The sequence below is a fragment of the Paenibacillus sp. FSL R7-0026 genome (assembly GCF_038004485.1).
Taxonomy (GTDB): Bacteria; Bacillota; Bacilli; order Paenibacillales; family Paenibacillaceae; genus Paenibacillus; species Paenibacillus xylanexedens_A.
The window spans coordinates 1,877,944-1,900,114 of sequence record NZ_JBBORG010000001.1; the positions used below are offsets into that span (position 1 = coordinate 1,877,944).

21 protein-coding genes are annotated in these 22,171 nt (G+C 46.0%); 10 read left to right on the forward strand and 11 right to left on the reverse strand.

The genetic code is table 11. From position 1 onward, the window contains the following. The 5 genes from MKY44_RS08685 to MKY44_RS08705 all read left to right on the forward strand — a co-directional run bounded on the left by MKY44_RS08685 (position 1) and on the right by MKY44_RS08705 (position 5,498). Positions 1-774 carry an ABC transporter permease gene (locus tag MKY44_RS08685; RefSeq protein ID WP_074094444.1) on the forward strand — a complete coding sequence of 258 codons (774 nt, stop codon included), beginning with the start codon at positions 1-3 and terminating at the stop codon, positions 772-774. A gap of 228 nt (positions 775-1,002) precedes the next feature. Beyond that, entirely contained in the window at positions 1,003-1,812 is an 810-nt protein-coding gene (locus MKY44_RS08690; RefSeq protein ID WP_341006789.1) for a DUF92 domain-containing protein, read from the forward strand. Positions 1,813-1,825: 13 nt separating this feature from the next. Next, positions 1,826-2,404: a TetR/AcrR family transcriptional regulator gene (locus MKY44_RS08695; RefSeq protein ID WP_017689402.1), complete on the forward strand. Its 579-nt coding sequence runs from the start codon at positions 1,826-1,828 to the stop codon at positions 2,402-2,404. A 60-nt stretch (positions 2,405-2,464) separates the two neighbouring features. Next, a complete protein-coding gene (locus MKY44_RS08700) occupies positions 2,465-4,396 on the forward strand; it encodes an ABC-F family ATP-binding cassette domain-containing protein (protein ID WP_341006791.1) in 1,932 nt (643 codons plus the stop codon). A 163-nt stretch (positions 4,397-4,559) separates the two neighbouring features. Next, a complete protein-coding gene (locus tag MKY44_RS08705) occupies positions 4,560-5,498 on the forward strand; it encodes a hypothetical protein (RefSeq protein ID WP_341006792.1) in 939 nt (312 codons plus the stop codon). Between the two features lie 119 nt (positions 5,499-5,617). Here MKY44_RS08705 and MKY44_RS08710 read toward each other — a convergent pair whose 3' ends face one another. The 5 genes from MKY44_RS08710 to MKY44_RS08730 form a co-directional block, all read right to left on the reverse strand. After that, a complete protein-coding gene (locus MKY44_RS08710; protein WP_076318418.1) occupies positions 5,618-6,658 on the reverse strand; it encodes a M42 family metallopeptidase in 1,041 nt (346 codons plus the stop codon). Positions 6,659-6,771: 113 nt separating this feature from the next. Then, positions 6,772-7,152: a LapA family protein gene (locus MKY44_RS08715; RefSeq protein ID WP_047842377.1), complete on the reverse strand. Its 381-nt coding sequence runs from the start codon at positions 7,150-7,152 to the stop codon at positions 6,772-6,774. Positions 7,153-7,284: 132 nt separating this feature from the next. Next, positions 7,285-9,075 (reverse strand): oligoendopeptidase F, encoded by a 1,791-nt coding sequence (gene pepF / locus MKY44_RS08720; RefSeq protein WP_036609671.1) that lies wholly within the window; start codon positions 9,073-9,075, stop codon positions 7,285-7,287. Positions 9,076-9,288: 213 nt separating this feature from the next. Further along, a complete protein-coding gene (locus MKY44_RS08725; RefSeq protein WP_047842378.1) occupies positions 9,289-9,474 on the reverse strand; it encodes a hypothetical protein in 186 nt (61 codons plus the stop codon). 3 nt (positions 9,475-9,477) lie between these two features. After that, complete coding sequence (locus MKY44_RS08730) at positions 9,478-9,711, reverse strand: hypothetical protein (protein WP_017689395.1); 234 nt, start codon at positions 9,709-9,711, stop codon at positions 9,478-9,480. A 162-nt stretch (positions 9,712-9,873) separates the two neighbouring features. Here MKY44_RS08730 and MKY44_RS08735 point away from each other — a divergent pair, with 162 nt between their 5' ends. Further along, positions 9,874-10,071, forward strand: a complete 198-nt coding sequence (locus tag MKY44_RS08735; protein ID WP_017689394.1) for a cold shock domain-containing protein — start codon at positions 9,874-9,876, stop codon at positions 10,069-10,071. 155 nt (positions 10,072-10,226) lie between these two features. Here MKY44_RS08735 and MKY44_RS08740 read toward each other — a convergent pair whose 3' ends face one another. Continuing rightward, positions 10,227-11,399, reverse strand: coding sequence for an MFS transporter (locus tag MKY44_RS08740; protein WP_341006793.1), 1,173 nt, complete (start codon positions 11,397-11,399; stop codon positions 10,227-10,229). A 40-nt stretch (positions 11,400-11,439) separates the two neighbouring features. Further along, positions 11,440-12,780 (reverse strand): multi antimicrobial extrusion protein MatE, encoded by a 1,341-nt coding sequence (locus MKY44_RS08745; RefSeq protein ID WP_341006794.1) that lies wholly within the window; start codon positions 12,778-12,780, stop codon positions 11,440-11,442. Between the two features lie 179 nt (positions 12,781-12,959). Between MKY44_RS08745 and MKY44_RS08750 the strand changes: the two genes are divergently transcribed. Then, the gene (locus MKY44_RS08750) at positions 12,960-14,039 is read left to right on the forward strand and encodes a tetraprenyl-beta-curcumene synthase family protein (RefSeq protein ID WP_017689390.1); all 1,080 of its coding nucleotides are present in this window, start codon (positions 12,960-12,962) and stop codon (positions 14,037-14,039) included. A gap of 53 nt (positions 14,040-14,092) precedes the next feature. Continuing rightward, positions 14,093-15,064: a 6-phosphofructokinase gene (gene pfkA, locus MKY44_RS08755; RefSeq protein WP_036609663.1), complete on the forward strand. Its 972-nt coding sequence runs from the start codon at positions 14,093-14,095 to the stop codon at positions 15,062-15,064. 87 nt (positions 15,065-15,151) lie between these two features. On the opposite strand, the gene MKY44_RS08760 is transcribed toward pfkA, so the two are convergent. The 4 genes from MKY44_RS08760 to MKY44_RS08775 all read right to left on the reverse strand — a co-directional run bounded on the left by MKY44_RS08760 (position 15,152) and on the right by MKY44_RS08775 (position 19,237). After that, entirely contained in the window at positions 15,152-16,504 is a 1,353-nt protein-coding gene (locus MKY44_RS08760; protein ID WP_341009809.1) for an MATE family efflux transporter, read from the reverse strand. A gap of 203 nt (positions 16,505-16,707) precedes the next feature. Continuing rightward, positions 16,708-17,889, reverse strand: a complete 1,182-nt coding sequence (locus tag MKY44_RS08765) for a putative glycoside hydrolase (RefSeq protein ID WP_341006795.1) — start codon at positions 17,887-17,889, stop codon at positions 16,708-16,710. A gap of 163 nt (positions 17,890-18,052) precedes the next feature. Next, the gene (locus MKY44_RS08770) at positions 18,053-18,241 is read right to left on the reverse strand and encodes a hypothetical protein (RefSeq protein ID WP_029880762.1); all 189 of its coding nucleotides are present in this window, start codon (positions 18,239-18,241) and stop codon (positions 18,053-18,055) included. A gap of 174 nt (positions 18,242-18,415) precedes the next feature. Further along, positions 18,416-19,237, reverse strand: a complete 822-nt coding sequence (locus tag MKY44_RS08775) for a YitT family protein (protein ID WP_036609659.1) — start codon at positions 19,235-19,237, stop codon at positions 18,416-18,418. A gap of 305 nt (positions 19,238-19,542) precedes the next feature. On the opposite strand from MKY44_RS08775, the gene MKY44_RS08780 reads away from it, so the two are divergent. Continuing rightward, the gene (locus MKY44_RS08780) at positions 19,543-21,138 is read left to right on the forward strand and encodes a DEAD/DEAH box helicase (protein WP_076209022.1); all 1,596 of its coding nucleotides are present in this window, start codon (positions 19,543-19,545) and stop codon (positions 21,136-21,138) included. A 219-nt stretch (positions 21,139-21,357) separates the two neighbouring features. After that, the gene (locus tag MKY44_RS08785) at positions 21,358-22,170 is read left to right on the forward strand and encodes a YesL family protein (RefSeq protein WP_036609655.1); all 813 of its coding nucleotides are present in this window, start codon (positions 21,358-21,360) and stop codon (positions 22,168-22,170) included. The last annotated feature ends 1 nt before the right edge of the window (position 22,171 follow it).

The following is a 22,171-nucleotide window of genomic DNA, read 5'->3' on the forward strand; positions in this document are numbered from 1 at the left end:
ATGAAATGGTTGGAGAAAAAATGGGTGTCTATCCCGCTTCTATGGGTAACGGTCATCTTAATCTGGCAGCTCGGTGCCCTCATCTATGGGCCTGACGTAATCCCTGGTCCGTGGCACACGATTCTGGGAGCACGCGAACTGATTGCTGACGGTACACTGATGGAGTATATCGGAATCAGCTTCACTCGTGTACTGGCGGGATGGGTACTCGGAAGCATCATTGCTATTCCGGTAGGGTTGATTATTGGCAAAGTTCATCTCATCCGGCTGTTCGCCGAACCGTTCCTTAACTTTATACGTTTTATCCCGCCGATCGCCTTTATTACCTTATTCCTGGTGTGGTTTGGAATTGGAGAGCAATCCAAGATCGCGCTTATTATGTACGCAACCTTCTTCATTGTTGTATTAAATACACTGACAGGTGTACTCTCCGTCGAAGAGGACAAAATCCGGTCGGCCCGCAGTATGGGAGCCAATGAACGGCAGATTCTGCTGCATGTGATTGTTCCGGCGACAACCCCGTATATCTTCACAGGTGTGCGACTGGCGATGGGAACCTCGTATATGGCCATAATCGGTGCTGAGATGATTGCTTCGAATGAGGGGGTGGGTTACTTAATCTGGAATTCCAGACTCTTTTTCCGAACAGATTGGATCTTTGTCGGGCTGATTTCCCTGGGTTTTATGGGATTCCTGACGGATCGATTATTCAACTGGTTTGGTCGCAGAGTACTCTACCGATATGGGGTCATTGGCGGAGCGAAGCGGGTCTAAATTAGGACATAGGAACATTGAATTACAGACGTTACTTGAAGAGGGAAGTTATCTTGTTTTAACGTTTGATCCATAACCTGTTTTGGTACTTCTACACGAGGCCAAAACAGGTTTTTCGTGTGCTGGCGTAAGGAGTTTCGGCATTGGGATCAAACCGTGGTATAATTGAATTTCAAAAATACAATTAACGTCATGCGGGCTGTACATATGCTGCATGCAGGAGACATTATGGATTGGATTATTGGCGCCGTATGCGCTTCTATGGTGGCAGGTGCTGCCTATGCGAAAAAGTCGCTAACCCTGTCTGGCTGCCTGGCAGCCATCATGATGGGAACGATATATTACGGAGCGGGTAACCTGTTCTGGTTTGGCACGTTATTGTTGTTTTTCATTACTTCAACGTTGCTCTCCAGGTTTCGTAAAGATCGGAAGCAGGAGCTGGAGAAATCCTATGCCAAGTCAGGAAATCGGGACGCCGGGCAAGTGATGGCTAATGGTGGGATGGGCATGTTCCTGTGTCTGGGATACTGGATATTTCCACATCCGGCATGGGTGTATGCTTTCATTGGTGTAATGGCTACCGTTACATCGGATACATGGGCAACCGAAATTGGGAGTCTCAGTCGCAAGTCGCCGCGCTCTGTTCTCACGTGGAAGGTACTTACGCCTGGTGCTTCAGGAGGTGTCTCACTTCTCGGAACCGTGGCTGCAGCCGTAGGTGGGGCTCTGATTGGCGCGGGAGCATTCTTGTTTTCCTGGATCGCCGGGATAGAAGGGCTTGGTCTGTTTAGTTGGACTTTTGTGGGCCTTGTAGGTGGATTGGCAGGGGCTTTTGCTGATTCTTATCTTGGCGCAACGGTGCAGATGATGTATCGTTGTACCGTGTGTGGCCGTGAAGTTGAGGTACATGAACATTGCGGGCATCCAACGGTTCGGGCTCGTGGCTGGGCATGGATGAGTAACGACCTGGTGAACGTGCTTAGCTCGGTGATCGGCGGATGTGTGGCGATTGGTTTAGGTAACATTTTGGCGTTGTAGGGGGGAGTGCATTTTGAGCACTGTACAGGGAGACAAATCGGAGGCTATTTTGGATGCGGCCTATGGTATTTTTGGCTCGAAAGGTTTTTATGAGACCAAAATGTCTGATATTGCAGACGAAGCTGGCATCGCAAAAGGCACCATTTATTTATATTTCAAAAGCAAGGAACAATTATTTATCGCAGTATCCAAGCGGGATTGTAACAGTTTTATCAGTCGTCTTGAATATGCTTTGAACTCGCATGAGAACACAGGTGATAAACTTGGAGCAATAGCCAAGACACACCTTACGTATTATTATGAGCGTCGCAATCATACCAAGCTCTTTTTTATGGCACCCAATAATGATCCGGATCTGATGAAATTCATGAAGGCATTCATGAATCAGTACATGAGTATGGTGTGTGAGGTACTAGAGAGTGCAAGTGTACCTGAGCCTGTATTGCTCGCTGAAGCCTACATTGGAATTCTGGACCGGCTGAAGATGGATATTATGTTAAATCCAGAGTTTAATGAGGAACATCTGAACAAACGAATTGCTTTTGCAGCAGCATTGTTTCTGGATGGATGCCGTTCTTTTTTACAAGTGTAAAGTGAGTTCACGGATGTACGTGATATTGAATTTTAATTTACAGAGAAGTGGGTACGAGCAATGAACATAATGACGGTAGAGCAAATTGCAAAAAGTTATGGCGAAAAAATATTGTTCAAGGACGCTTCATTTGGCATGGCTGATCAGGACAAGATTGGTGTCGTTGGGGTAAATGGAACTGGTAAATCCACGTTTTTGCGTGTGATATCCGGTATGGAACCTGCAGACGCGGGACAGATCTCCATCGGTAATGATGTACGTATTCAGTTCCTGGCACAAAATCCGGACTTCAATCCGGATAATACGGTACTGCAACAAGTATTCGAAGGTGACAGCATGGAAATGAAAACCGTGCGTGAATATACGGAAACGATGGAATTATTGGAGCTGAATTCGTCCGATCCAGCGTTGCAAGAGCGGTTATTACGTTTGAATCAGCAAATGGAGCAGCTTCAGCTCTGGCAGATGGAGAGCGAAGCGAAGAGCATTTTGTCCAAACTGGGTATTCGTCAATTCGATGCACTTATGGGCACATTGTCTGGTGGACAACGCAAAAGGGTAGCACTTGCTGCTGCACTGATTCATCCTTGTGAACTGCTCATTCTGGATGAGCCGACGAACCATATTGATAACGATTCGGTCGTATGGCTCGAGCAGTACTTGCAGAAGCGCCGCGGCGCACTGCTTATGATTACGCATGATCGGTATTTCCTGGATCGTGTAGCGAATGTCATGCTCGAATTGGATCATGGACGTTTGTTCCGCTATGAAGCCAACTATACACGCTTTCTAGAACTAAAGGCGGAGCGGGAAGAACGGGAAGCCTCTTCCGAACAGAAACGTAAGAACTTGCTTCGGACAGAGCTTGCGTGGATTCGTCGCGGTGCCAAGGCACGGACAACGAAACAAAAAGCGAGAATTGATCGCTTCGAACAACTTAAAGATCAACAAGGAATCCAGCGCTCGGGTTCATTGGAAGTATCGGTTGGCTCCACTCGTTTGGGTAAAAAGATTCTGGAGATCGAGCATCTTTCCAAATCCGTCGGGGGTCGCAAACTGATCGAAGATCTGAGTTATATTGCCGTACCTGGAGATCGGGTAGGGATTGTCGGACCGAACGGTAGTGGTAAGTCCACGTTGCTTCAGATGATATCTGGCAAGCTGGAACCTGATGCAGGTGTGGTTGACGTTGGTCCTACGGTCAATCTGGGCTATTTCACACAGGAACATCAGGAGATGGATGAATCACTTCGTGTGATTGAGTACATCAAGGAAGTGGCCGAGAATGTGAAAACAGCCGATGGCTCTCTGATTACAGCATCCCAGATGCTGGAGCGGTTCCTGTTTACCCCGGCATCCCAGTGGACGCCAATCTCGCGTCTGTCTGGTGGAGAGAAGCGTCGCCTGTATCTGCTGCGTGTGCTGATGGCTGCGCCGAATGTATTGCTGCTGGATGAGCCGACGAATGATCTGGACATCCAGACACTCGCTGTACTGGAAGACTACCTGGATGATTTCCCTGGTGTTGTCTTTGTGGTATCCCATGATCGCTATTTCCTTGATCGTACTGTGGATAAAGTGCTGTCTTTTGAGGGCAACGGTGCTGTACGTGTACACGTCGGCGACTACAGTGAATATGCAGAATGGATGCTGAAAAATGCGCCTGGAGCTAATCAAGAGAGTGACACAGGAACAGCGAAGGTGAAGCAGTCATCGGAGAAAACGACACCTGCTGTGTCAGCGGCTAAACCGAAGTTGAAATTCAGCTTCAAAGAGCAACGTGAATACGATCAGATTGATGAAAATATTGAGAAGGCTGAAGCCAATCTTGTCCGGATTAACAAAGAGATGGAAGAGTCGTTTAGTGATTCTGCCCGTCTGCAGGAGTTAATGGCGGAGCAGGTTGAGGCTGAACGTCATCTGGATGAATTGATGGAACGCTGGACCATACTAAATGAACTTGCAGAGCAGATTGAACAGAGCAAGTCTTGATTTATAACTAAACATCGCCCTTTCTTCTATAGTGACTTTATGTCGCATTGGAGAAAAGGGCGATTTTTTTGTCTGCGAATTTGCGATTTTATGTGAAACGTTCTGTATGTTCATTACGTTGTATAAGTAAAGAATTCCATAGAAGGGAGAGAACACCACACTTATGTATAAGGAAATTAATCAACAGTTGGCAGCGCTCAAGGAAAAGGGGAGAATTTACGAGAAATGGACCAAGCGTCTGGAGAAGCTTCAAACGGAGGAAAGCGAATGGGAAGCAAAGGTAAAACGTCGTCTGGAGCATCTCCAGAAGGAGCAGAAGGATGTCGATCGACTGAACAGTATGACATTGTCGGCATTTTTCTATCAACTGATTGGCAAGAAGACAGAACGGCTGGAGAAGGAAGAGCTGGAACTGATGGAGAGCAAGGCTGCATATGACACCGCTTGTCGCATGTTACAAGACGTACAGGAGCAACGAATTCATGTGGAGCAGGAGTTGGAGGGCGGGCGGCAGTATCAGTACTGGCAGAGCGATTACAACGCGCTGTGGGGGAAGAAGGAAGGTCGTCTGCTGGACCAGGATGCGGAATTGCAACAGATGGCTGAGAATCGGGAACATCTTGCGAGCGAGCTACAGGAACTGGATGAAGCTTTCCGGGAGGGAGAATATCTGCTCTATGCTCTTGAACGTGCCGAGAAGGCTTTGTCTTCGGCAGGTAATTGGGGTATATATGACATGATGGGTGGTGGAGTCATCTCCACGCATATCAAGCGAGGAAGAATGGATGACGCTCAGGTTGCCATCATGGATGCAGGTAAGCGTCTACGACGTTTTCAGAAGGAATTGGAGGACGTAGAAATGGCAGTACATGCGGATCTGCATCTGGGAGGTCTGCTTTCATTCGCAGACTATTTCTTCGATAACCTCTTCGTAGATTGGATGGTTCAGGACAAAATTCGCAAAGCCGAACGTCAGGTGAAGGATGGACTGAGTGCGGTTCGGAAAACCATGCATGTGTTAAGAAATGAAATGCGTGACCATAAGGCAGAGTTAGAGATATTGGATCGTAAGTATCATGCATATGTCGAACAGGCAGATTAAAAGATATGACAACAAAGGCCCCTTCCAAGCACATCGAATTGTGTGCTTGGAAGGGGCCTTCTGCTTAGACGAACATGTGGATGTTATCCATGATAATTTCGTCGATCAATGATTCTGTTTTACTTGGTTGTAATGTAGGCTGCGAGCAATCGTGCCGTATTCAGGACAGCATCCTTATGTGTACGCTCCATGGAATGAGATGCGTGAACCCCCGGACCAATCAGTGCTGCTCGGATATTGTTTCCTCCGCGTAATGCTGCACTGCCATCTGAGCCATAGTGGGGATAAATGTCGACGACGTAATCCATTCCATCTTGTTTGGCCAGTTCAATGAGACGGCTGGTCATATCGTAATCATACGGGCCAGAAGAATCTTTGGCACATATGGAAACGTCGGTTTCTTTACAGCTCAGGTCATCACCCATAGCTCCCATGTCTACAGCGATCATTTCACTGATTTCCGCAGGGATATATGATGCGCCATGTCCAACTTCTTCATAGTTCGAGATAAGCAGAGAAACGTTATGTAATGGTTTCCAGCCTTCACGATGTGCAGACTCAAGGATGCCGAAGAGGGCAGCCACGCTGGCTTTGTCGTCCAGATGACGTGATTTGATATAACCACTCGGCGTGATGACTGCGCGAGCATCGAAGGAGATAAAGTCGCCGACAGAGATCCCGAGTTTCAACACATCTTCCTTGGAGGAGACGACCTCATCGATTCGAACTTCCATATGGCTCTCGGACCGTTCAAAGGTACGTGCATCCGGATAGACGTGGACAGACGGATGAAGGGAGAGAATGGTGCCTGTGTATGTTTTTCCATCCCGAGTATGGATGCTGCAATATTCGTTTTCGATACTTTGCATCGAAAATCCACCGACAGAGGTAAGTTTCAATGTGCCGTAGGATGTAATTGAGCGTACCATGGCCCCTAGCGTATCCACGTGGGCGCTTAAAGCGATTGTCTTGGAAGAGTCCTGTCCAGGCAATGTGAGCACCGCACCGCCCTTGTTATTCAGCTCACAGGCGATGCCCAGTGCTGCTGCTTCCTTCCGGATCATCTCGATAATATGATGTGTGTAACCACTTGGGCTTGGTGTATCCAGCAATTTTTTCAGAAAAGACAGAACGTAAGATTCATCAATTGTAAAACTCATTGTGTAATTTCCTCCTCGGATCATGGGTATGGTGTGAAACAAAATACAGCCTGTCTGGGGGAGAGGATGTGATACTACCATTCCTGACTCGCCAGCAGGCTGTCTCTGATTGGTTACAGTGTTCCCGTAGGGTTTCCTTTGCGCTGACTCTGGATCGAATCATTCTCCAATAGGCTGTCGGATTCATTGGAGTCAAGCGAATCCATCGATTTAAAAGAATCCAACGTAGATTTGCTTGTCGCGGAACTTTCCAATTCAGATACACGCAATTTCAATTGTTTGTTCTCGCGTTGCAGTCTGTATTGGCGATAGATGCCATATGACCCTACAATAATTCCACCGATCAGGGTACAGCCGAGAATCAGCAAGATCAGCGGGATTTGTACCGTGTTAAATAACAGGTTGACTTGTACGGAATCCACATTAATGACCGCAAAGATTCCCGTAAGCAGTGCAAAAACAAGACCTGCTATGAGTGCCCATTGCATTTTCATGGTGTTGCCTCCTTGTTGAACAATTGAGAACTAGATATGCATTACCCATATTCGGGTATGTTGCATCTTGCAATGATGATAAAATCCCCTGCCCAAACGGGCAAGGGATGCAGGTCACATGAAAAGACAACCTTATTTGGTTAGCTGCTCCATCTGTTCAATCAGTTCCTTGAAGACACTCATGGCTTCACGAATTGGCTGTGGTGTAGACATATCCACACCTGCTTTTTTCAGAATGTTGATGGAGTAATCACTGCCACCACTCTTCAGGAAGCCAAGATAACGGTCAACAGCCGGTTGGCCTTCTTCCAGGATTTGCTTGGAAAAGCTTGTCGCTGCGGAGAAGCCTGTAGCATATTTGTAAACGTAGAAGCTGTTATAGAAGTGGGGAATGCGAGCCCATTCCATTTCAATTTCTTTGTCGACAGCCATGCCTTCTCCGTGATATTTAACGTTCAGATCATAATAGATCTCGGATAACAATTGTGGTGTTAATGCGTCACCTTGTTCCGCACGTTCATGAATGATTTTCTCGAATTCAGCAAACATGGTCTGACGGAATACCGTTGTACGGAATTGGTCGGCATAATAGGTTAACAGATACAATTTTTCCTTTGGATCTGTTGATTTGTTAAGCAGATAATCCATGAGCAACGCTTCGTTGGTTGTAGATGCAACCTCTGCCAGGAAGATGGTGTACTGTGCATCACGATACGGAAGTGTTGTATCCGAGTAATGTGAATGCAGAGCGTGACCCATTTCATGTGCAAGTGTGAACATGCTGTTCAGGTTATCCTTGTGATTTAACAAGACATACGGGTGAGTGCCGTAAGCGCCCCAGGCATATGCGCCTGAACGTTTATTTTCATTCTCATATATATCGATCCAGCGGTTATCATATCCAGTCTGCAATGCGTCAGCATAGTCCTTGCCGAGTGGTTTCAGACCGTCTTTAACCGTTTGTTTCGCTTCCTCATAGGTAATATCCATTTTGTATTCGTCTACGAGTGGAGCGAACAGATCGTACATGTGCAATTGATCCACACCCAGCAACTTTTTGCGCAGGTCCATATAACGATGCAATAACGGAAGGCTCTCGTGAATGGTGTCTACCAGATTGGTATACACATCCGTTGGGATGTTATCTCCATATAGGGACATTTCCATCACGGAAGGGTACTTCCGAACATTAGCATAGAACATATTTTTGGTTACATTTGCATTCAGGGCAGCCGCAATTGTGTTCTTCTGTTTGGCATAGGTTTCGTATACTGCTTTGAAGGCACGTTCGCGAACTTCACGATTAGGGTTCTCCAGGAACTGAATGTAGCTGCCGTGAGTCAGTTCAACTTCGTTACCGTGTTCATCCTTGATTCGGGGGAACTTGAGGTCAGCGTTATTCAGCATGCTGAAGATTGTCTGTGGTGCTTGTGAAAGGTTGCCTACTTGTGCAAGCAAAGCCTCTTCTGCTTGGCTAAGAACGTGGGCTTTTTCGCGTTTCATCTCTTCCAGCGTAAATGTATAAGCAGAAAGTTTTTCGTTCGCAATAAATGCGTCTAACTGATCATCCGGCAGGGAAAGAATCTCCGGTGTGACAAAAGAAAGTGCTTCACCAACCCGTACGCCTAATTTCTGGGCTTTTTGGGACAGGTTTTGATATGTAGGATTCGCTGTGTCTTCATCTTGATGCATACGTGCGTACACAAAGAGGCGTTCTATTTTGAGGCTGATCTCATCTTCGAATTCGAAGCAAGATTTGAGTACATCGGGTTGATTCAGTTTGCCTTGGAATTCGGAGGCCTTCTTGGTCAAAGACGATACTTCTTCATATTCTTGATCCCAGGCTTTCTGATCGGCAAATAAATCTTCCAGTTTCCAGCTATGTTCAGCCGGCACCTCGGAACGTTTCAATAATTGACTCATGGAAATCCTCCTTTGATGATCTGATGAATGTATGGACGAAGCTGCCTTCGTCTCGCTTGCCTGTGCGGAGAGAGACGAAGGAATCAGACTAAGTACCAGGATAACAGATAGCGATTTCTGGTATTTCAACGGCCTTCCTCCTTACGATACGAATAATCTCGTATAGTATGACCTTAGGCACGTTGAAATATTTGAATATCTGGGTCCCCGTGATTAGGTTCCCATGTTATACAGAAAATAAACGATCAGGAAAAAGGCGAAACAAATGAGCAGGGTAGCAATAAGCGCCATTCCCCGTCTTAATCGATCCGGGATGGAATTGCGTCCCAGAATAAGCACAATACCAAGGGAGAAGGCAAGGATAATAAAGATGACGACATTGCTTGAGTCAAGCTGCATGGGTTAGACCCCTTTGAAGGCAGCCATCAATTGACGCCATTCATCCTCACGGTTCTCAAAATCTGCTTTTGGAAAACGGCGTTCAGCCCAGTGCATTAATGCAGGACGGCTAAGGAATGTATGGCATTCTTCGCCCCATTCTTCCGAAATTTCTCGCAGTACGAGATATTTGCCTTGAACTTCTACGGTCATCATATTCCACTTGTCTGTTTTGTATATTTCATGTTTTTTTATCATAGGTAGTCTCCAAACTAACGGTTTTGGTAAAATGATACCGTACCCTACGATTCAAAGCAAATTTTTTCGACATTTATGGAAAGATAAATTGCAAAATGGAAGCCCATACAGTATAATAAGGGTATTCGCCATAGATGGCGATATTTTTAGGAGGTTTTTCATTTGAAAGGTACAGTTAAATGGTTTAACGCAGAAAAAGGCTATGGCTTTATTTCAGTTGAAGGCGGCGAGGACGTATTCGTACATTTCTCCGCAATCCAAGGAGATGGCTTCAAAACATTGGAAGAAGGTCAAGCGGTAGAATTCGAAATCACTGATGGAAACCGTGGTCCTCAAGCAGCTAACGTAAACAAACTGTAAGAATTTATCCGGCTAACGGACTTCTTATATATTATAAATTTATAGCTGAATATTAAGAACCTAAGCACAGTCCCCCATGGGAGGCTGTGCTTTTTTTGATTCTAAAATTTTCAGTGTAAATAACGGTTGAATACGGTGTAAGTAACCCTGTGTGTTCAGGAGACACGATTGGTCATGCTGGACCATAACTTTAATCCGAAACCGATCAGTGCAGCCAGGGAGAAAGCCATAGCGGTGAGATAGAAGGTTTGTCTGCCTGCATGTTCCAGCAGCAGTCCGCCCAACGTTCCACTAAGAAGTCCCGAAGCACTGGACCAGACAATGGTGAACAAAGCCATACCTGTAGCTCTGTAACCGTCCGGAACTAGGCGAATGATGTAGCGGACCGCCGTAACGTAGAAAATACCAAAGGTTACACTGTGCATCGTCTGAATTGCAACGACGGCTGCAGGTGTATCGGATATGGACATGAGAAGCAAACGAACCGTATACATCAGTGCAGCAAAAGCAATTAGCGGCAGTTCTTTATAACGGTTTCCATACTTGCTGAGCAGTAGAAAGATGGGGATTTCACTTACGGAAGAAATCAGCAAAGACCAGCCGATCAGCCCCTCGCTGGCACCCAGATCTTTTAGCGTGATGGTAAGAAATGCTTCGTTCATACGATGTCCCATGGCAAGCAAAAATACACAGCCAAAAAAGGTGAGCACATCTCTGCGTTTCAAAATAGCCCATAACCCCGATAGATCCATTTTGCTACTGCTTCCCGAAGGTTGATCCTTCAATTGAAAACTGATCAATAGTGTAGTTGCAGCAAGACCAACACAGACCCAAATCGTCCATGCTGGACCAAAAGATCCAAGGGAATACCCGATACTTAATGCAAAGAAGGCATAACCGATCGATCCGAAGACTCGAATGGAAGTGAAATTTCGGCCGTACTTGCTGGCTGTTGTAATAGCCATCGTATCGGAGAGTGGATAGACCGGATAATAGAAAAAGTAAAACAGGGTTACGAGTACAAATACCTGACCGAAAGTTGTTGCGTTGGCAAGCATGATACCTGTGATCAATTGGCCTCCAAGCAGAATGATCATCACTTTGCGTACCGTTTGGTAGCGGTCGCTGGCCATGCTCCAGAACATATTGGAGAACACGGAGATGAGGGGGCCAATTCCGTAAAGATATCCAATCTCAGCCCGACTGAAGCCCAGATGACTGAAGTAAAGCTGGAAGTAGGATACCACCAGAACGGTGGAACCAAAGATGGTGAACATGAGAGCCCGCAGCCAGTTCTGATCCGGGCGGGCGTTGTGACTTAATTTCATGATGAGAGACTCCAATCCTGATAACAATTCAATGATTTTATTACCCTTTCAGGGATGTTGATTTACGGGCTTTCGGCACGGACATCGTAGGTTCTTTCTGTGTGCGCCGGATGACAAGCCAGACAATGATAAGTTCGGCAAGCAGGCCAAGGGATTGGGCTACAGCGCCAATCATACCGTTCCACGCAGGGAAAATACTAACCAGTATAAGCAGCACAATTACCGTGCAGATTGCATTCGCCGTTTGCGAACGAAACATCGTTTTCGTCTGGCCGCGAAGCAGAATGAGGCCATTGCTGAAATCCAGAAAAGGGAAGATCAGCGGAAATAAGACAAACGCACGCAGTGTCCACAGACTTTGTTGCAAAAGTTCGCCCTGAACGCTCATGACATTTTCGAGTACCCATGGTCCCAAGGGGGTATAGGCAATCGACACCATCATCGCAAACGGAATAAATCCGGTCACAAGTGCGAATTTTCGTACCAGTTTGGCGTCCACAAGGTAGAAATTCAGCACGATCTGATGGATGTATGTAAAGAAGCTTAGCATCAACTGCATCAGACTGCTTGCTATGGCAAAGGACGAAATGGCTAGTGCGATACCGGTCGTTTTGCCAAGTACGATGTTAATAACCGGTCCTATGAACAGCGCTACAAAGCTGGATAACAGCAGTGGCTTATAAAAGCGAAATACGTCTCCCTTGCTCTCGACGGGATGATCCTCAAGCTTGGCTGGCATCTTGCGCTTGATGCTGTTACCCTCCAGAAAGCTGACGAGCGCTTCAATCATCATGCCAGCAGCAAAAATGATAGCGCCTACACGTCCACTGTCAATGCTGTCTGTGTATATGAAATAGAGGGATAGGCCGTACATGCCGGCTAAACGGAATACCATCCCGATGGTTAACCACTTGGTGCGGTTATTCGTAATGATGATCCCCTGATAGATGTTGCGGATCACTGAAAAGATACTCACATACATGAGAATTTCATATACGTCTATGACTTTGTTAAGCAGATCCGGACTTACACCAAACAAGTATTTGAACACCCCGGTACCAACGGGAGAGTATACGATGAGAAACCCAATGAGAAGTACACAGGCAAGAAATATTTTGGTCACAAACGTGAGGGCCTGAAAGGAAAGGCGATCGCGAACCAGTGCGGAACAGGTTTGCCGCAACAGAGTGGAGGGGCGTTCCGTGAGGGTTAACAAGCTACCGGCGATGGCATAGCTGGCAATAACCGTCTCGGGATGAGCGGAACGTGCTAATGTGCTGTTTATAATGACGTGAGAAATGGTGACGAGAGAGGCGGAAATGCCAAGTGGCACAAAAAAAGAAAATAACCGTCTCCACGAAAGTGATTCACTTGACGACATGTCAACGACTCCTTTGATGGATGAAATATGGATAGTATATCACAAAGCTTTGAATGCCGATGCGATTTTTTATGCGGAATATGCGGCAGATCATTTGTACAATTAAGGGGATCATATTATAATAGGAATGGTTAAAAATCGCTCTAATACGTATTCAACCAAGTGGAGGCACATTTATTTTGAGCCAATCAAATCGAAAACGTCATCAATATCCGCGTGGACCGCTGGCATTGATGAGAGGGGTGTACAAATACACCATTCCGGAAACACGGAAGGCACTGAATGGATGGCGTGCTCAAGCTGAGGCGATTCCGAATGAGGAGTTGCGTACACAGGCACTTGCCAGTCTGAAGGATAAACAGTTTCACTGTGAAGGCGGAACCGTCTACGCATTAGCTGATTTGCCAAACAGACACATTCTGATTCCGCTGATCGTTTCATATCAAACTATTAGTGATTATTTGGACAATCTGTGCGACCGCAGCACGTCGATGGACCCGGATGACTTTCGTCTTCTCCATCAATCTATGCTTGATGCGGTAGATCCCGAAGCAATTCCCGTCAATTATTATGCCCTCCGTGAGGAGCAGGATGACGGTGGATATCTGCGGAATCTGGTGACCACATGTCAGGAACTGACCCGTCAGTTACCAGGCTATACGTCCGCCAAGCCCCAAATTCAGGATCTGGCAGGCCTATACACGGACCTGCAGGTATATAAGCATATCAAGCCGGAACTGAGAGAAACGGCACTGCTCGAATGGTGGTCGGAGCATCGTCATCGCACACCTCAGTTTCGTTGGAACGAATTTGCTGCTGCAACTGGCTCTACACTGGGCGTTTTCATGCTGTTTCTGGCTGCGAGTGACGATCAGTTGACTGAAGAGCAAGCGGCTTCGATCCACACGGCCTATTTCCCACATGTATGCGCATTGCACATTATGCTCGATTATTTAATTGATCAGGATGAGGACCGCATCGGGGGAGATCTCAACTTCTGCAACTATTATGAGAATGTAGAGACAATGCTGGACCGAATTGCTTTTATTGTGGAGATGGCACGCAGTGATGTGCAGAAGATTCCGGGAAGCTCCTTTCACCGGATGATCATCGAAGGACTGATTGCCATTTACCTGTCTGATCCCAAAGTCAGCGAACAACAGGAAGTTCGCGTTGTATCCAAACGTCTGCTGAAAAATAGTCCGATCACAAGAATATTTTTCTTCATTTTCAGTCGCTGGATACGGAAAAATATGTAAGTCAGGTGTGATATTGCGGAGCCTGAAGTGAAACTAGAGGAGGAAGAAACATCATGACAGCAGTAAAGAAAATCGCAGTATTAACGAGCGGTGGTGATTCACAGGGGATGAACGCGGCTGTTCGTGCGGTTGTTCGCAGCGGACTGTTTCACGGTCTCGAAGTATTTGGAGTTCAACGTGGATACCAGGGTCTTTTGAATAATGACATTTTCCCAATGGATTTGCGGAGTGTAGGGGATATCATCCAACGTGGGGGAACGGTTCTTCAATCGGCACGTTGCAAGGAGTTCTATACCGCTGAAGGTCAGCAAAAAGGTGCGGACATTCTGCGTGCGCGTGGCATTGACGGTCTGGTTGTTATCGGTGGGGACGGTTCCTACAACGGAGCAAACAAACTGAGCAAGCTGGGCATTAACACCATGGGTCTGCCAGGAACGATTGATAACGATGTTTCATTCACCGACTATACTATCGGATTTGATACAGCTGTAAGCATAGTGGTTGATGCAGTAAACAAATTGCGTGATACGATGTCTTCACACGAACGTTCTTCCATCGTTGAAGTTATGGGTCGTCACTGTGGAGATATCGCTCTGCATGCCGGACTTGCTTCGGGTGCTGAAACGATTCTTGTCCCAGAAGTTCCGTTTGACATGGACGAAGTAGCAGATCGGATGAAAGCTAACTTTGCACATGGCAAACGCCACAGTATTATCATCGTTGCAGAAGGCGTAGGCAAAGGTGAGGATGTAGCAAAAGAACTGATGGAACGTTGCCCAACGTATGAGCCACGTGTAACCGTTCTGGGTCACATTCAGCGTGGGGGTACGCCAACACCTTTCGACCGTAACCTGGCAAGCCGTCTTGGCGACTTCGCTGTTCGCAGTCTGATCGCAGGCGAGACAGACAAAGGTTGTGGCATTATCAAGGGTGAACTTACCCTGACAGATATTGATAAAGTGGTTAACACAAAAAAAGATTTCGATATGGTGACTTACGAGCTTGCACAACGTTTGTCCCAATAATTCGATTCATACAAAAAGAGCACAATCCCGCTTTAACGTGGATTGTGCTCTTTTTGTTGTTTTCCAAAGTAAGTGAGTGTTCCTATGCTACGCCTTGCGGAGTGCTGCTTGTTTTTGTACCAGGAAGAGTCTCCAGAGAAGCGCTGTTGCTCCTACAGCAAGGCCGGCAATGAGTCCAATCCAGTATCCGAAGGCACCGAGTGAAGTATACGTAGCTGTTAGGTAACCTACAGGCAGGCCAATGATCCAATACGCTACAAACGTAATGATTAGTGCAGGATTAACATCTTTGTAGCCACGCAATGCTCCTTGGGTCGGTGTAGCAATCGCATCCGAGATCTGAAAGAAAATGGCGTAGATAAGGAAATGCTGCGTAAGTGCAATGACCTCTCGATCGTTTGAATACACGCCTGCAATCTGTTCGCCGAACACAATCAACACGATCGCTGTCAGCAGTGAGAGTCCGATGGCTCCACCAATTCCAAGCAGACTGTATTGTCTGGCATCTCTCAGACGCCCCGCACCTGCCTCAAAGCCCACAAGGATCGTAAGAGCCATACATATGCTCACAGGCAGCATGTAGAGCGTAGAAGCAAAGTTCAGCGCCGCTTGGTGGGCAGCAATTGTTGTGGTATCGAAACGGCTCATCATTAAAGTCACAGCAGCGAAGATGGACGTTTCGAAAAAAGTCGCGAATCCGATGGGCACTCCAATCTTGAGTAACTCTTTCCATTTGGACAATGATACACGGGTCCATTGACGGAAAATGCCATACTGGGCGAAAGGTTCGACCCGGTGGACAAAAAAGAGACTAATAAGAAAGATCAGCCAGTATGTACATGCTGTAGCAACACCAGCACCAACACCGCCCAATTGTGGAAAGCCCCAGCGACCGAATATCAGCAGATAATTTAGAAAGATGTTAACGGGCAGGGAAACCAACGTAATAAACATCGTAGTCCGTGTCTGGCCAAGTGCATCCATGAAGCTGCGCAGCACTGTATATCCGAAGAGCGGAATAATGCCAAAAGCAAGTGCACACAAAAAATAGAAGGCAACTTGGGCAACCCGGGGCTCCAGAGGCATTCCGTTCAGTATAGGGCCAAGTAACAACGCCCCGGCTCCGATAACGACGAGACTGACTGCAATCCCGAGATACAATGCCTGGATGACGTTATACCCGATCTGATCCTTACGTTTGGAACCCAGCAGATGGGAAACGACAGGTGTAATACCGATCAGAATCCCGCTTAGTCCAGTTTGAACTGGCATCCACAGACTTGTGCCGATTGCGACGCCTGCAAGGTCGGCCGGGGAAAACTTGCCTGACATATTCGTGTCGAAGAACGACATGGCAGAGAGGGCGATTTGAGTGGTGAAGATGGGCAAAAATATAATCAGGAATTGCTTCACTTTTTGGGAAAAACTTGTTGTGTTCATGTTCACTGGCAGTGCCTCGCTATTCTAAAGAGATGTCATCCAAGTGTCATATCTGGACAGCTATTTATTGTAGTGGATTTTGTTCAATTTGAATAGGGACAGAAGCAGAGTATGGGGTACAGAGAAAAATGAACACCAAAAAACCTCGCTCCGCTTCAAGCAGAACGAGGTTGGGTGAAATGAGAAGTATGAAAGAGTGCGGATTACTTATATTGTACACCTGATGTATAACGGTTGGACGCATTCCAGAGCAGGTATTCATGTACATCCATGTCTTTCATTGCTCTAATCTGGTCTTCCACTTGTTTCTTGCCATACTTGACATAATGCCCACTGCCCAGCCAGCTTGCTGTGAAGTCCTGAATCCACGGACGAATGACGGGTTTGAGTTCTTTGGTAGGGTCTAGTTTCTTGTGTGTATCTTCCATTGAACCCTTGATGGTTGTATAAGGATCTTTGTCAGGGTCCTTGACCCCATACCAGCCAGTTGAATAGTGACTCGGGTATACCATCGGTGAGATGACATCCACATTTTCGGATATTTTAACAAAATCTTGTCCAATGCCTTCAGCCGCAGGTACAGAAGCGGCATAACCGAAAATATCAACCGAGACCCGAACACCTAGTGGTGCCAACTCCTTGCGTGCATATTGCACGAATTCAGCCACAACATCCACGCGTGACTTGTCGGATTTGGTATATTTCAGTACATCGGCTCGAGTTTCGAAACCTTCCGGGAAACGAACGTAGTCAAATTGAATCTCTTTGAACCCAAGCTTGGCTGCTTCCTTGGCTATCTCAATGTTATAGTCCCATACTTCCTTGCTGTACGGATTCACAAAGCTGTCACCTTTGCCATTCGCCCAAACAGAACCATCCTTATTGCGGAAGGAGAGCTCCGGATTTTTCTTGGCAAGAATCGTATCTTTGAATACAACGACACGTGCAATCGGGTAGACCTCATGTTTTTGCAATCGTTTCATCAAGGCATCGATATCCCGAATAAAAGGTTGGGATTTACCCATTTTCTGAAGCGCTTTGTTTTCTGTGGGGTAAGTTATGTATCCGAGATCGTCTTTGATATCAATGACCATGGCATTCAGTTCTGTACTGTCTGTCAGTTCCAGCAATTCTTTCATACGTGCGCCGCCGGCGCTGTAGGCTGTTACATAAATACCTTTGACCACAGGTGCATCAGGTTGAGGATCAATTTTGGCAGGTGGATTATCGGCATCAATAACAACCTGATCTTTTTGAGATTGGATAATTGCGGTGTTAAAACTGTTGGTTAACGATTGGAATTGAGGGTTTCCCTGGTCCGCCACTGTGGGGGCACCACCAAAGCTTCCAAAGGCCATAGCCAGTAAAGCCCAAAACATGTTCATTCATTTCCACTCCCTTATGTGTGCATTCCATGTATGAATTATACATTAAAGCCTCTGGGCTTTTAACCATATTAATCAAGTAATGAAACACATGGAAAAAATGAAAACCGCTTCCTGCTGAGGAAATCCCCTGCAAGAAGCGGCGTGATCAATCTGAAAAAAATTATTGAATGTAAATCTCATTTTGATGCTCACAAATACTGTACTGAATGATTTCCATTGCGTCTCCCTGTTCCAGGATGCCCAGCCCATCCCGGAGGACAATCAGTGAGTCGAGTTCATTCGGTTTCAAGAAAGGGAGCATTTCCGGGCACCATCTGTTGACAATTTCAAACAGTTTTACCGTTTCCATATCCACAATAATCACCCTTTCCTACTCGAATTCCAAAATGGTAAGTCATTCGGTGCAATTCGGGAAAGCATATGGCCTGTGAAATTGAAGGGTTGAACCTGCTATACAACATATTTAGGAGCCGTACACCGTTATTATACCACAATGTTGTGAATTGTTAACCGTACAGGTGTCTCAACTTCTGCGAAATGAACCCATAACACCAACCGTTTCCACAATGTTAACAAAAGCGTTTGGATCTGTATCCTTGATAATACGTTTAATTTCAACCAACTCGTAGCGGGTGGTAACGGTCATGAGCATGTCCTTCTCAATATCCGTGTAGGCTCCCTGAGTCTTGATTTTGGTAACTCCACGAGGCCGAACAAGTAATTTTTTTAACATGGCTTCGGTTTCGTTTGTAATAATGTACAGTGTTACTTTGACGTGACTGATATGGATCAGATCAAGCACTTTGCCTGTAATGTAGATGGATACCATCGAGGCCAAGGCTGTATTCCAATTGTCACTCAGGTATCCTGCAAGCATAATGATCGTACCGTTCATACCGGCCATCACTGTACCAATCGGAAAGTCACGTTTACGCGTGAAAATGGACCCAACAATGTCGAGTCCTCCTGTGGAGCCGCCGACTCGGAAGGAAACGCCAGTACCCATTCCAATAAGCACACCGCCAAATACAGAACTAAGTAAAGGGTCTGTAGCCACAGCAAAAACAGGCAGAAGCGCAATGAACCAGGAAGTGGCTGCTACCGAAAGAATACTTAATGTAATGAAGCGTCGTCCAAGAATAAACCAACCTGCAATGAGCAGGGGAATGTTGAGAACAAAATACATTATACTAAGATTCAACGTTGTAAAATAACCCAGAAGCATTGAAATACCGGACACCCCGCCGCTTAAAAGCTGATGGGGGACCAAAAACCAGTTGAAGCCGCAGGCAATAGCTGCAGCACCCAAAATGATCACTAAAGAGTGCCAAATTATTTTGGGCAATTTAATCACCTCATTTATATTTAAAACCAGATTGCTGGTAATCTTGAATTGTTTTGTGATATAATAATTTGTGGATATTCTTGAGTAGGAAACTTTTCCTAAATGGAGCAATAAAATTTTGAAATGTTTCAAACACATGTATGTAGTTTTAGTCTTATGTTGGGGACCCATTCATGGAATTATATTCGTTAGTGAAAATAATTCGTCCCGTTGGGATACCCTATAAATATTAACGCTACTTAAGAATACAGACAACAAAGTGGATTGTCCACCATGTCCACCATATAAAAGGAGCATGAATAATTTTGACAAATTTAAACTTTACAGATTTCAATCTTGAACCACTGGTGCTGCAAGCCATCACTGAGCTCGGGTTTGAAGAAGCAACACCGATCCAATCCAAAGCGATTCCTTTGGCACTCGAAGGCAGAGATTTGATTGGTCAAGCTCAAACAGGTACGGGTAAAACAGCTGCATTCGGTATTCCGTTGATCAGCAAAATCTCAAAAAGTGACGAGAAAATCCGCGCCCTTATTATGGCACCTACACGTGAACTTGCAATTCAAGTTGCTGAAGAGATCGAAAAACTCACTCGCTTCAAAGGTCTTCGCTCCCTGCCAATCTACGGCGGACAAGATATCGTGCGTCAAATCCGTGCACTGAAAAGAAAACCACAGATCATCATTGGTACACCTGGACGTCTCCTTGACCACATCAACCGCAAAACAATCAAACTAGATGATGTACAAACTGTTGTACTGGATGAAGCAGATGAAATGCTCGACATGGGTTTCATGGAGGATATTCAATCCATCCTGAAACAAGTTCCAGACGAGCGCCAAACTATGCTGTTCTCAGCAACAATGCCTCCTAACATTCAAAAATTGGCACAACAATTCTTGAACAATCCTGAACACATTTCTGTGATTCCGAAACATGTTAGTGCACCATTGATTGACCAATCCTATATCGAAGTACCTGAGCGTCAAAAATTCGAAGCATTGAGCCGTTTGTTGGATATGGAATCTCCTGAACTGGCGATCGTATTCGGACGTACAAAACGTCGTGTTGACGAATTGGCTGAAGCTTTGCAAAAACGTGGATATTCTGCAGACGGTCTTCATGGTGACTTGTCCCAGAATCAACGTGATGCGGTAATGCGTAAGTTCCGTGACGGCAGCATTGACGTACTCGTTGCAACAGACGTGGCTGCACGTGGTCTCGACGTATCTGGCGTAACTCACGTTGTTAACTTTGACCTTCCACAAGATCCGGAGAGCTATGTTCACCGTATCGGTCGTACAGGTCGTGCGGGTAAAGAGGGTGCTGCTTGGTCCTTCGTTACACCGCGTGAGATTGATCACTTGCACTTCATCGAGCGTGTAACACGTCACCGTATTCCACGTAAACCACTGCCAACAATGGCAGAAGCGGTTGAAGGTAAACAACGTTTGACAGCAGAGCGCTTGCTGGAAATCGTACAATCAGGCGAACTGAACGAATACAAAGGTATTGCGATTCAAATGCTTGAGCAATATGATTCTGTTCAACTGTTGTCGGCTGCACTGAAGCTCCTGACAGGTGACAAGAAAGATGCTCAAGTTGATCTGACTCCTGAAGATCCAATCCGTGCAAAACGTCGTAAACCGGATGTTCGCTCTGGCGGACGTAAACCATCGGGTTACAGCGGTAACCGCACAAGTGGTAGCGGCGGCAGTGGTGGTGGTTACAACCGCGATCGCAACAGCAGTGGCGGCGGACGTGGCGGTTACAACCGTGATCGTAACAGCGGCAGCAGCACTGGCGGTGGAAGCAGAGAAGGTGGTTACAACCGTGACCGCAAACCGCGTCCAAGCAGTAACGAAGGACGTCGTCCAGCGAAAGATTCTTCTTTCGAGTAATATAAACGTATGATCTGAAGAATGGAGCGGGCAACTGCTCCATTTTTTTTATTTTCAAAGTGACTGCATCATTTTATTTCACTGCCAGAAGCGGCTAGAAGCGCTAGCTGAGGATAATGACGATCTCTTTTCGGGAAGTACTGGCTTTTCCTATCTATAATAAGGTATATTAATATTAGACTTCAGGTAATTCGCAAGGCTGCAGAGGAGGAGAAATGTTTGGAATTTAAAGGAGCTATGGGTGGGATCTACCGGCTTACAGAGTGGATTACGAGACTGGCCGCAACCAATCTGTTGTGGGCTATTTGTTCGTCTCCGTTCTTGTTTTTCTTGATTATGAAACTGCTCGTGATGCAGCAGAACCTCGCAAACGAATCATTGCAAATGAACTGGGCTATAGCTATTGTGGCACCGCTTACACTGTTCCCGGCGACTTCGGCGCTGTTTACGGTTGTTCGTAAATGGAATATGGGTGATACGGATGTACCGATCTTCCGTACTTTCTTTGTAGGTTACAAGGAAAACTACAAGCAAAGTTTAATTGGGGGTATTTTTTACACACTGTTATTCGCGATTATGTATCTGGATTACACAGTGTACATGACGCAGTTCCGCAATATGCAGCTCGTGGGAATCATCATGTTAGTACTGCTTCTCTTGTTATTTGTATCACTCTTTAACTTTTTCTCGATGGTTGTACATTATCATATGTCCATCGGACTCATTATCAAAAACGCGGTATTGCTTACGCTGATCAGACCATTCCGTGTATTTTCCACATTGCTGGGAAGTGGATTGCTGTTCTACATCGGTTTCCGTTATCCGGTCTTGTTTGTTTTCTTCATTATCAGCATCATTGCTTGGTTTGCTTTCTTTAACTTCTACGCAACCTTCAACAAGATGCAGGAGCAGATGGAGAAGATGCAACTCAAGAAGGAAGAAGAGGAAGCTGCTGCGCTGGCTGAACAATCAGCAGAGAATGGTGAAACACCTGAGCCATCAGACGACAAAAACATTACATTGCAAAAATAAA

What these genes read in the sequence shown, in the direction of transcription:
- MKY44_RS08730 (WP_017689395.1), bottom strand. Translation starts at nt 9,711, where the DNA reads ATGATAAAAAAACATGAAATATACAAAACAGACAAGTGGAATATGATG.
- MKY44_RS08760 (WP_341009809.1), bottom strand. Translation starts at nt 16,504, where the DNA reads ATGAACACAACAAGTTTTTCCCAAAAAGTGAAGCAATTCCTGATTATA.
- MKY44_RS08725 (WP_047842378.1), bottom strand. Translation starts at nt 9,474, where the DNA reads ATGCAGCTTGACTCAAGCAATGTCGTCATCTTTATTATCCTTGCCTTC.
- pepF (WP_036609671.1), bottom strand. Translation starts at nt 9,075, where the DNA reads ATGAGTCAATTATTGAAACGTTCCGAGGTGCCGGCTGAACATAGCTGG.
- pfkA (WP_036609663.1), top strand. Translation starts at nt 14,093, where the DNA reads ATGACAGCAGTAAAGAAAATCGCAGTATTAACGAGCGGTGGTGATTCA.
- MKY44_RS08770 (WP_029880762.1), bottom strand. Translation starts at nt 18,241, where the DNA reads ATGGAAACGGTAAAACTGTTTGAAATTGTCAACAGATGGTGCCCGGAA.
- MKY44_RS08700 (WP_341006791.1), top strand. Translation starts at nt 2,465, where the DNA reads ATGAACATAATGACGGTAGAGCAAATTGCAAAAAGTTATGGCGAAAAA.
- MKY44_RS08745 (WP_341006794.1), bottom strand. Translation starts at nt 12,780, where the DNA reads ATGTCGTCAAGTGAATCACTTTCGTGGAGACGGTTATTTTCTTTTTTT.
- MKY44_RS08705 (WP_341006792.1), top strand. Translation starts at nt 4,560, where the DNA reads ATGTATAAGGAAATTAATCAACAGTTGGCAGCGCTCAAGGAAAAGGGG.
- MKY44_RS08765 (WP_341006795.1), bottom strand. Translation starts at nt 17,889, where the DNA reads ATGAACATGTTTTGGGCTTTACTGGCTATGGCCTTTGGAAGCTTTGGT.
- MKY44_RS08685 (WP_074094444.1), top strand. Translation starts at nt 1, where the DNA reads ATGAAATGGTTGGAGAAAAAATGGGTGTCTATCCCGCTTCTATGGGTA.
- MKY44_RS08715 (WP_047842377.1), bottom strand. Translation starts at nt 7,152, where the DNA reads ATGAAAATGCAATGGGCACTCATAGCAGGTCTTGTTTTTGCACTGCTT.
- MKY44_RS08690 (WP_341006789.1), top strand. Translation starts at nt 1,003, where the DNA reads ATGGATTGGATTATTGGCGCCGTATGCGCTTCTATGGTGGCAGGTGCT.
- MKY44_RS08710 (WP_076318418.1), bottom strand. Translation starts at nt 6,658, where the DNA reads ATGAGTTTTACAATTGATGAATCTTACGTTCTGTCTTTTCTGAAAAAA.
- MKY44_RS08740 (WP_341006793.1), bottom strand. Translation starts at nt 11,399, where the DNA reads ATGAAATTAAGTCACAACGCCCGCCCGGATCAGAACTGGCTGCGGGCT.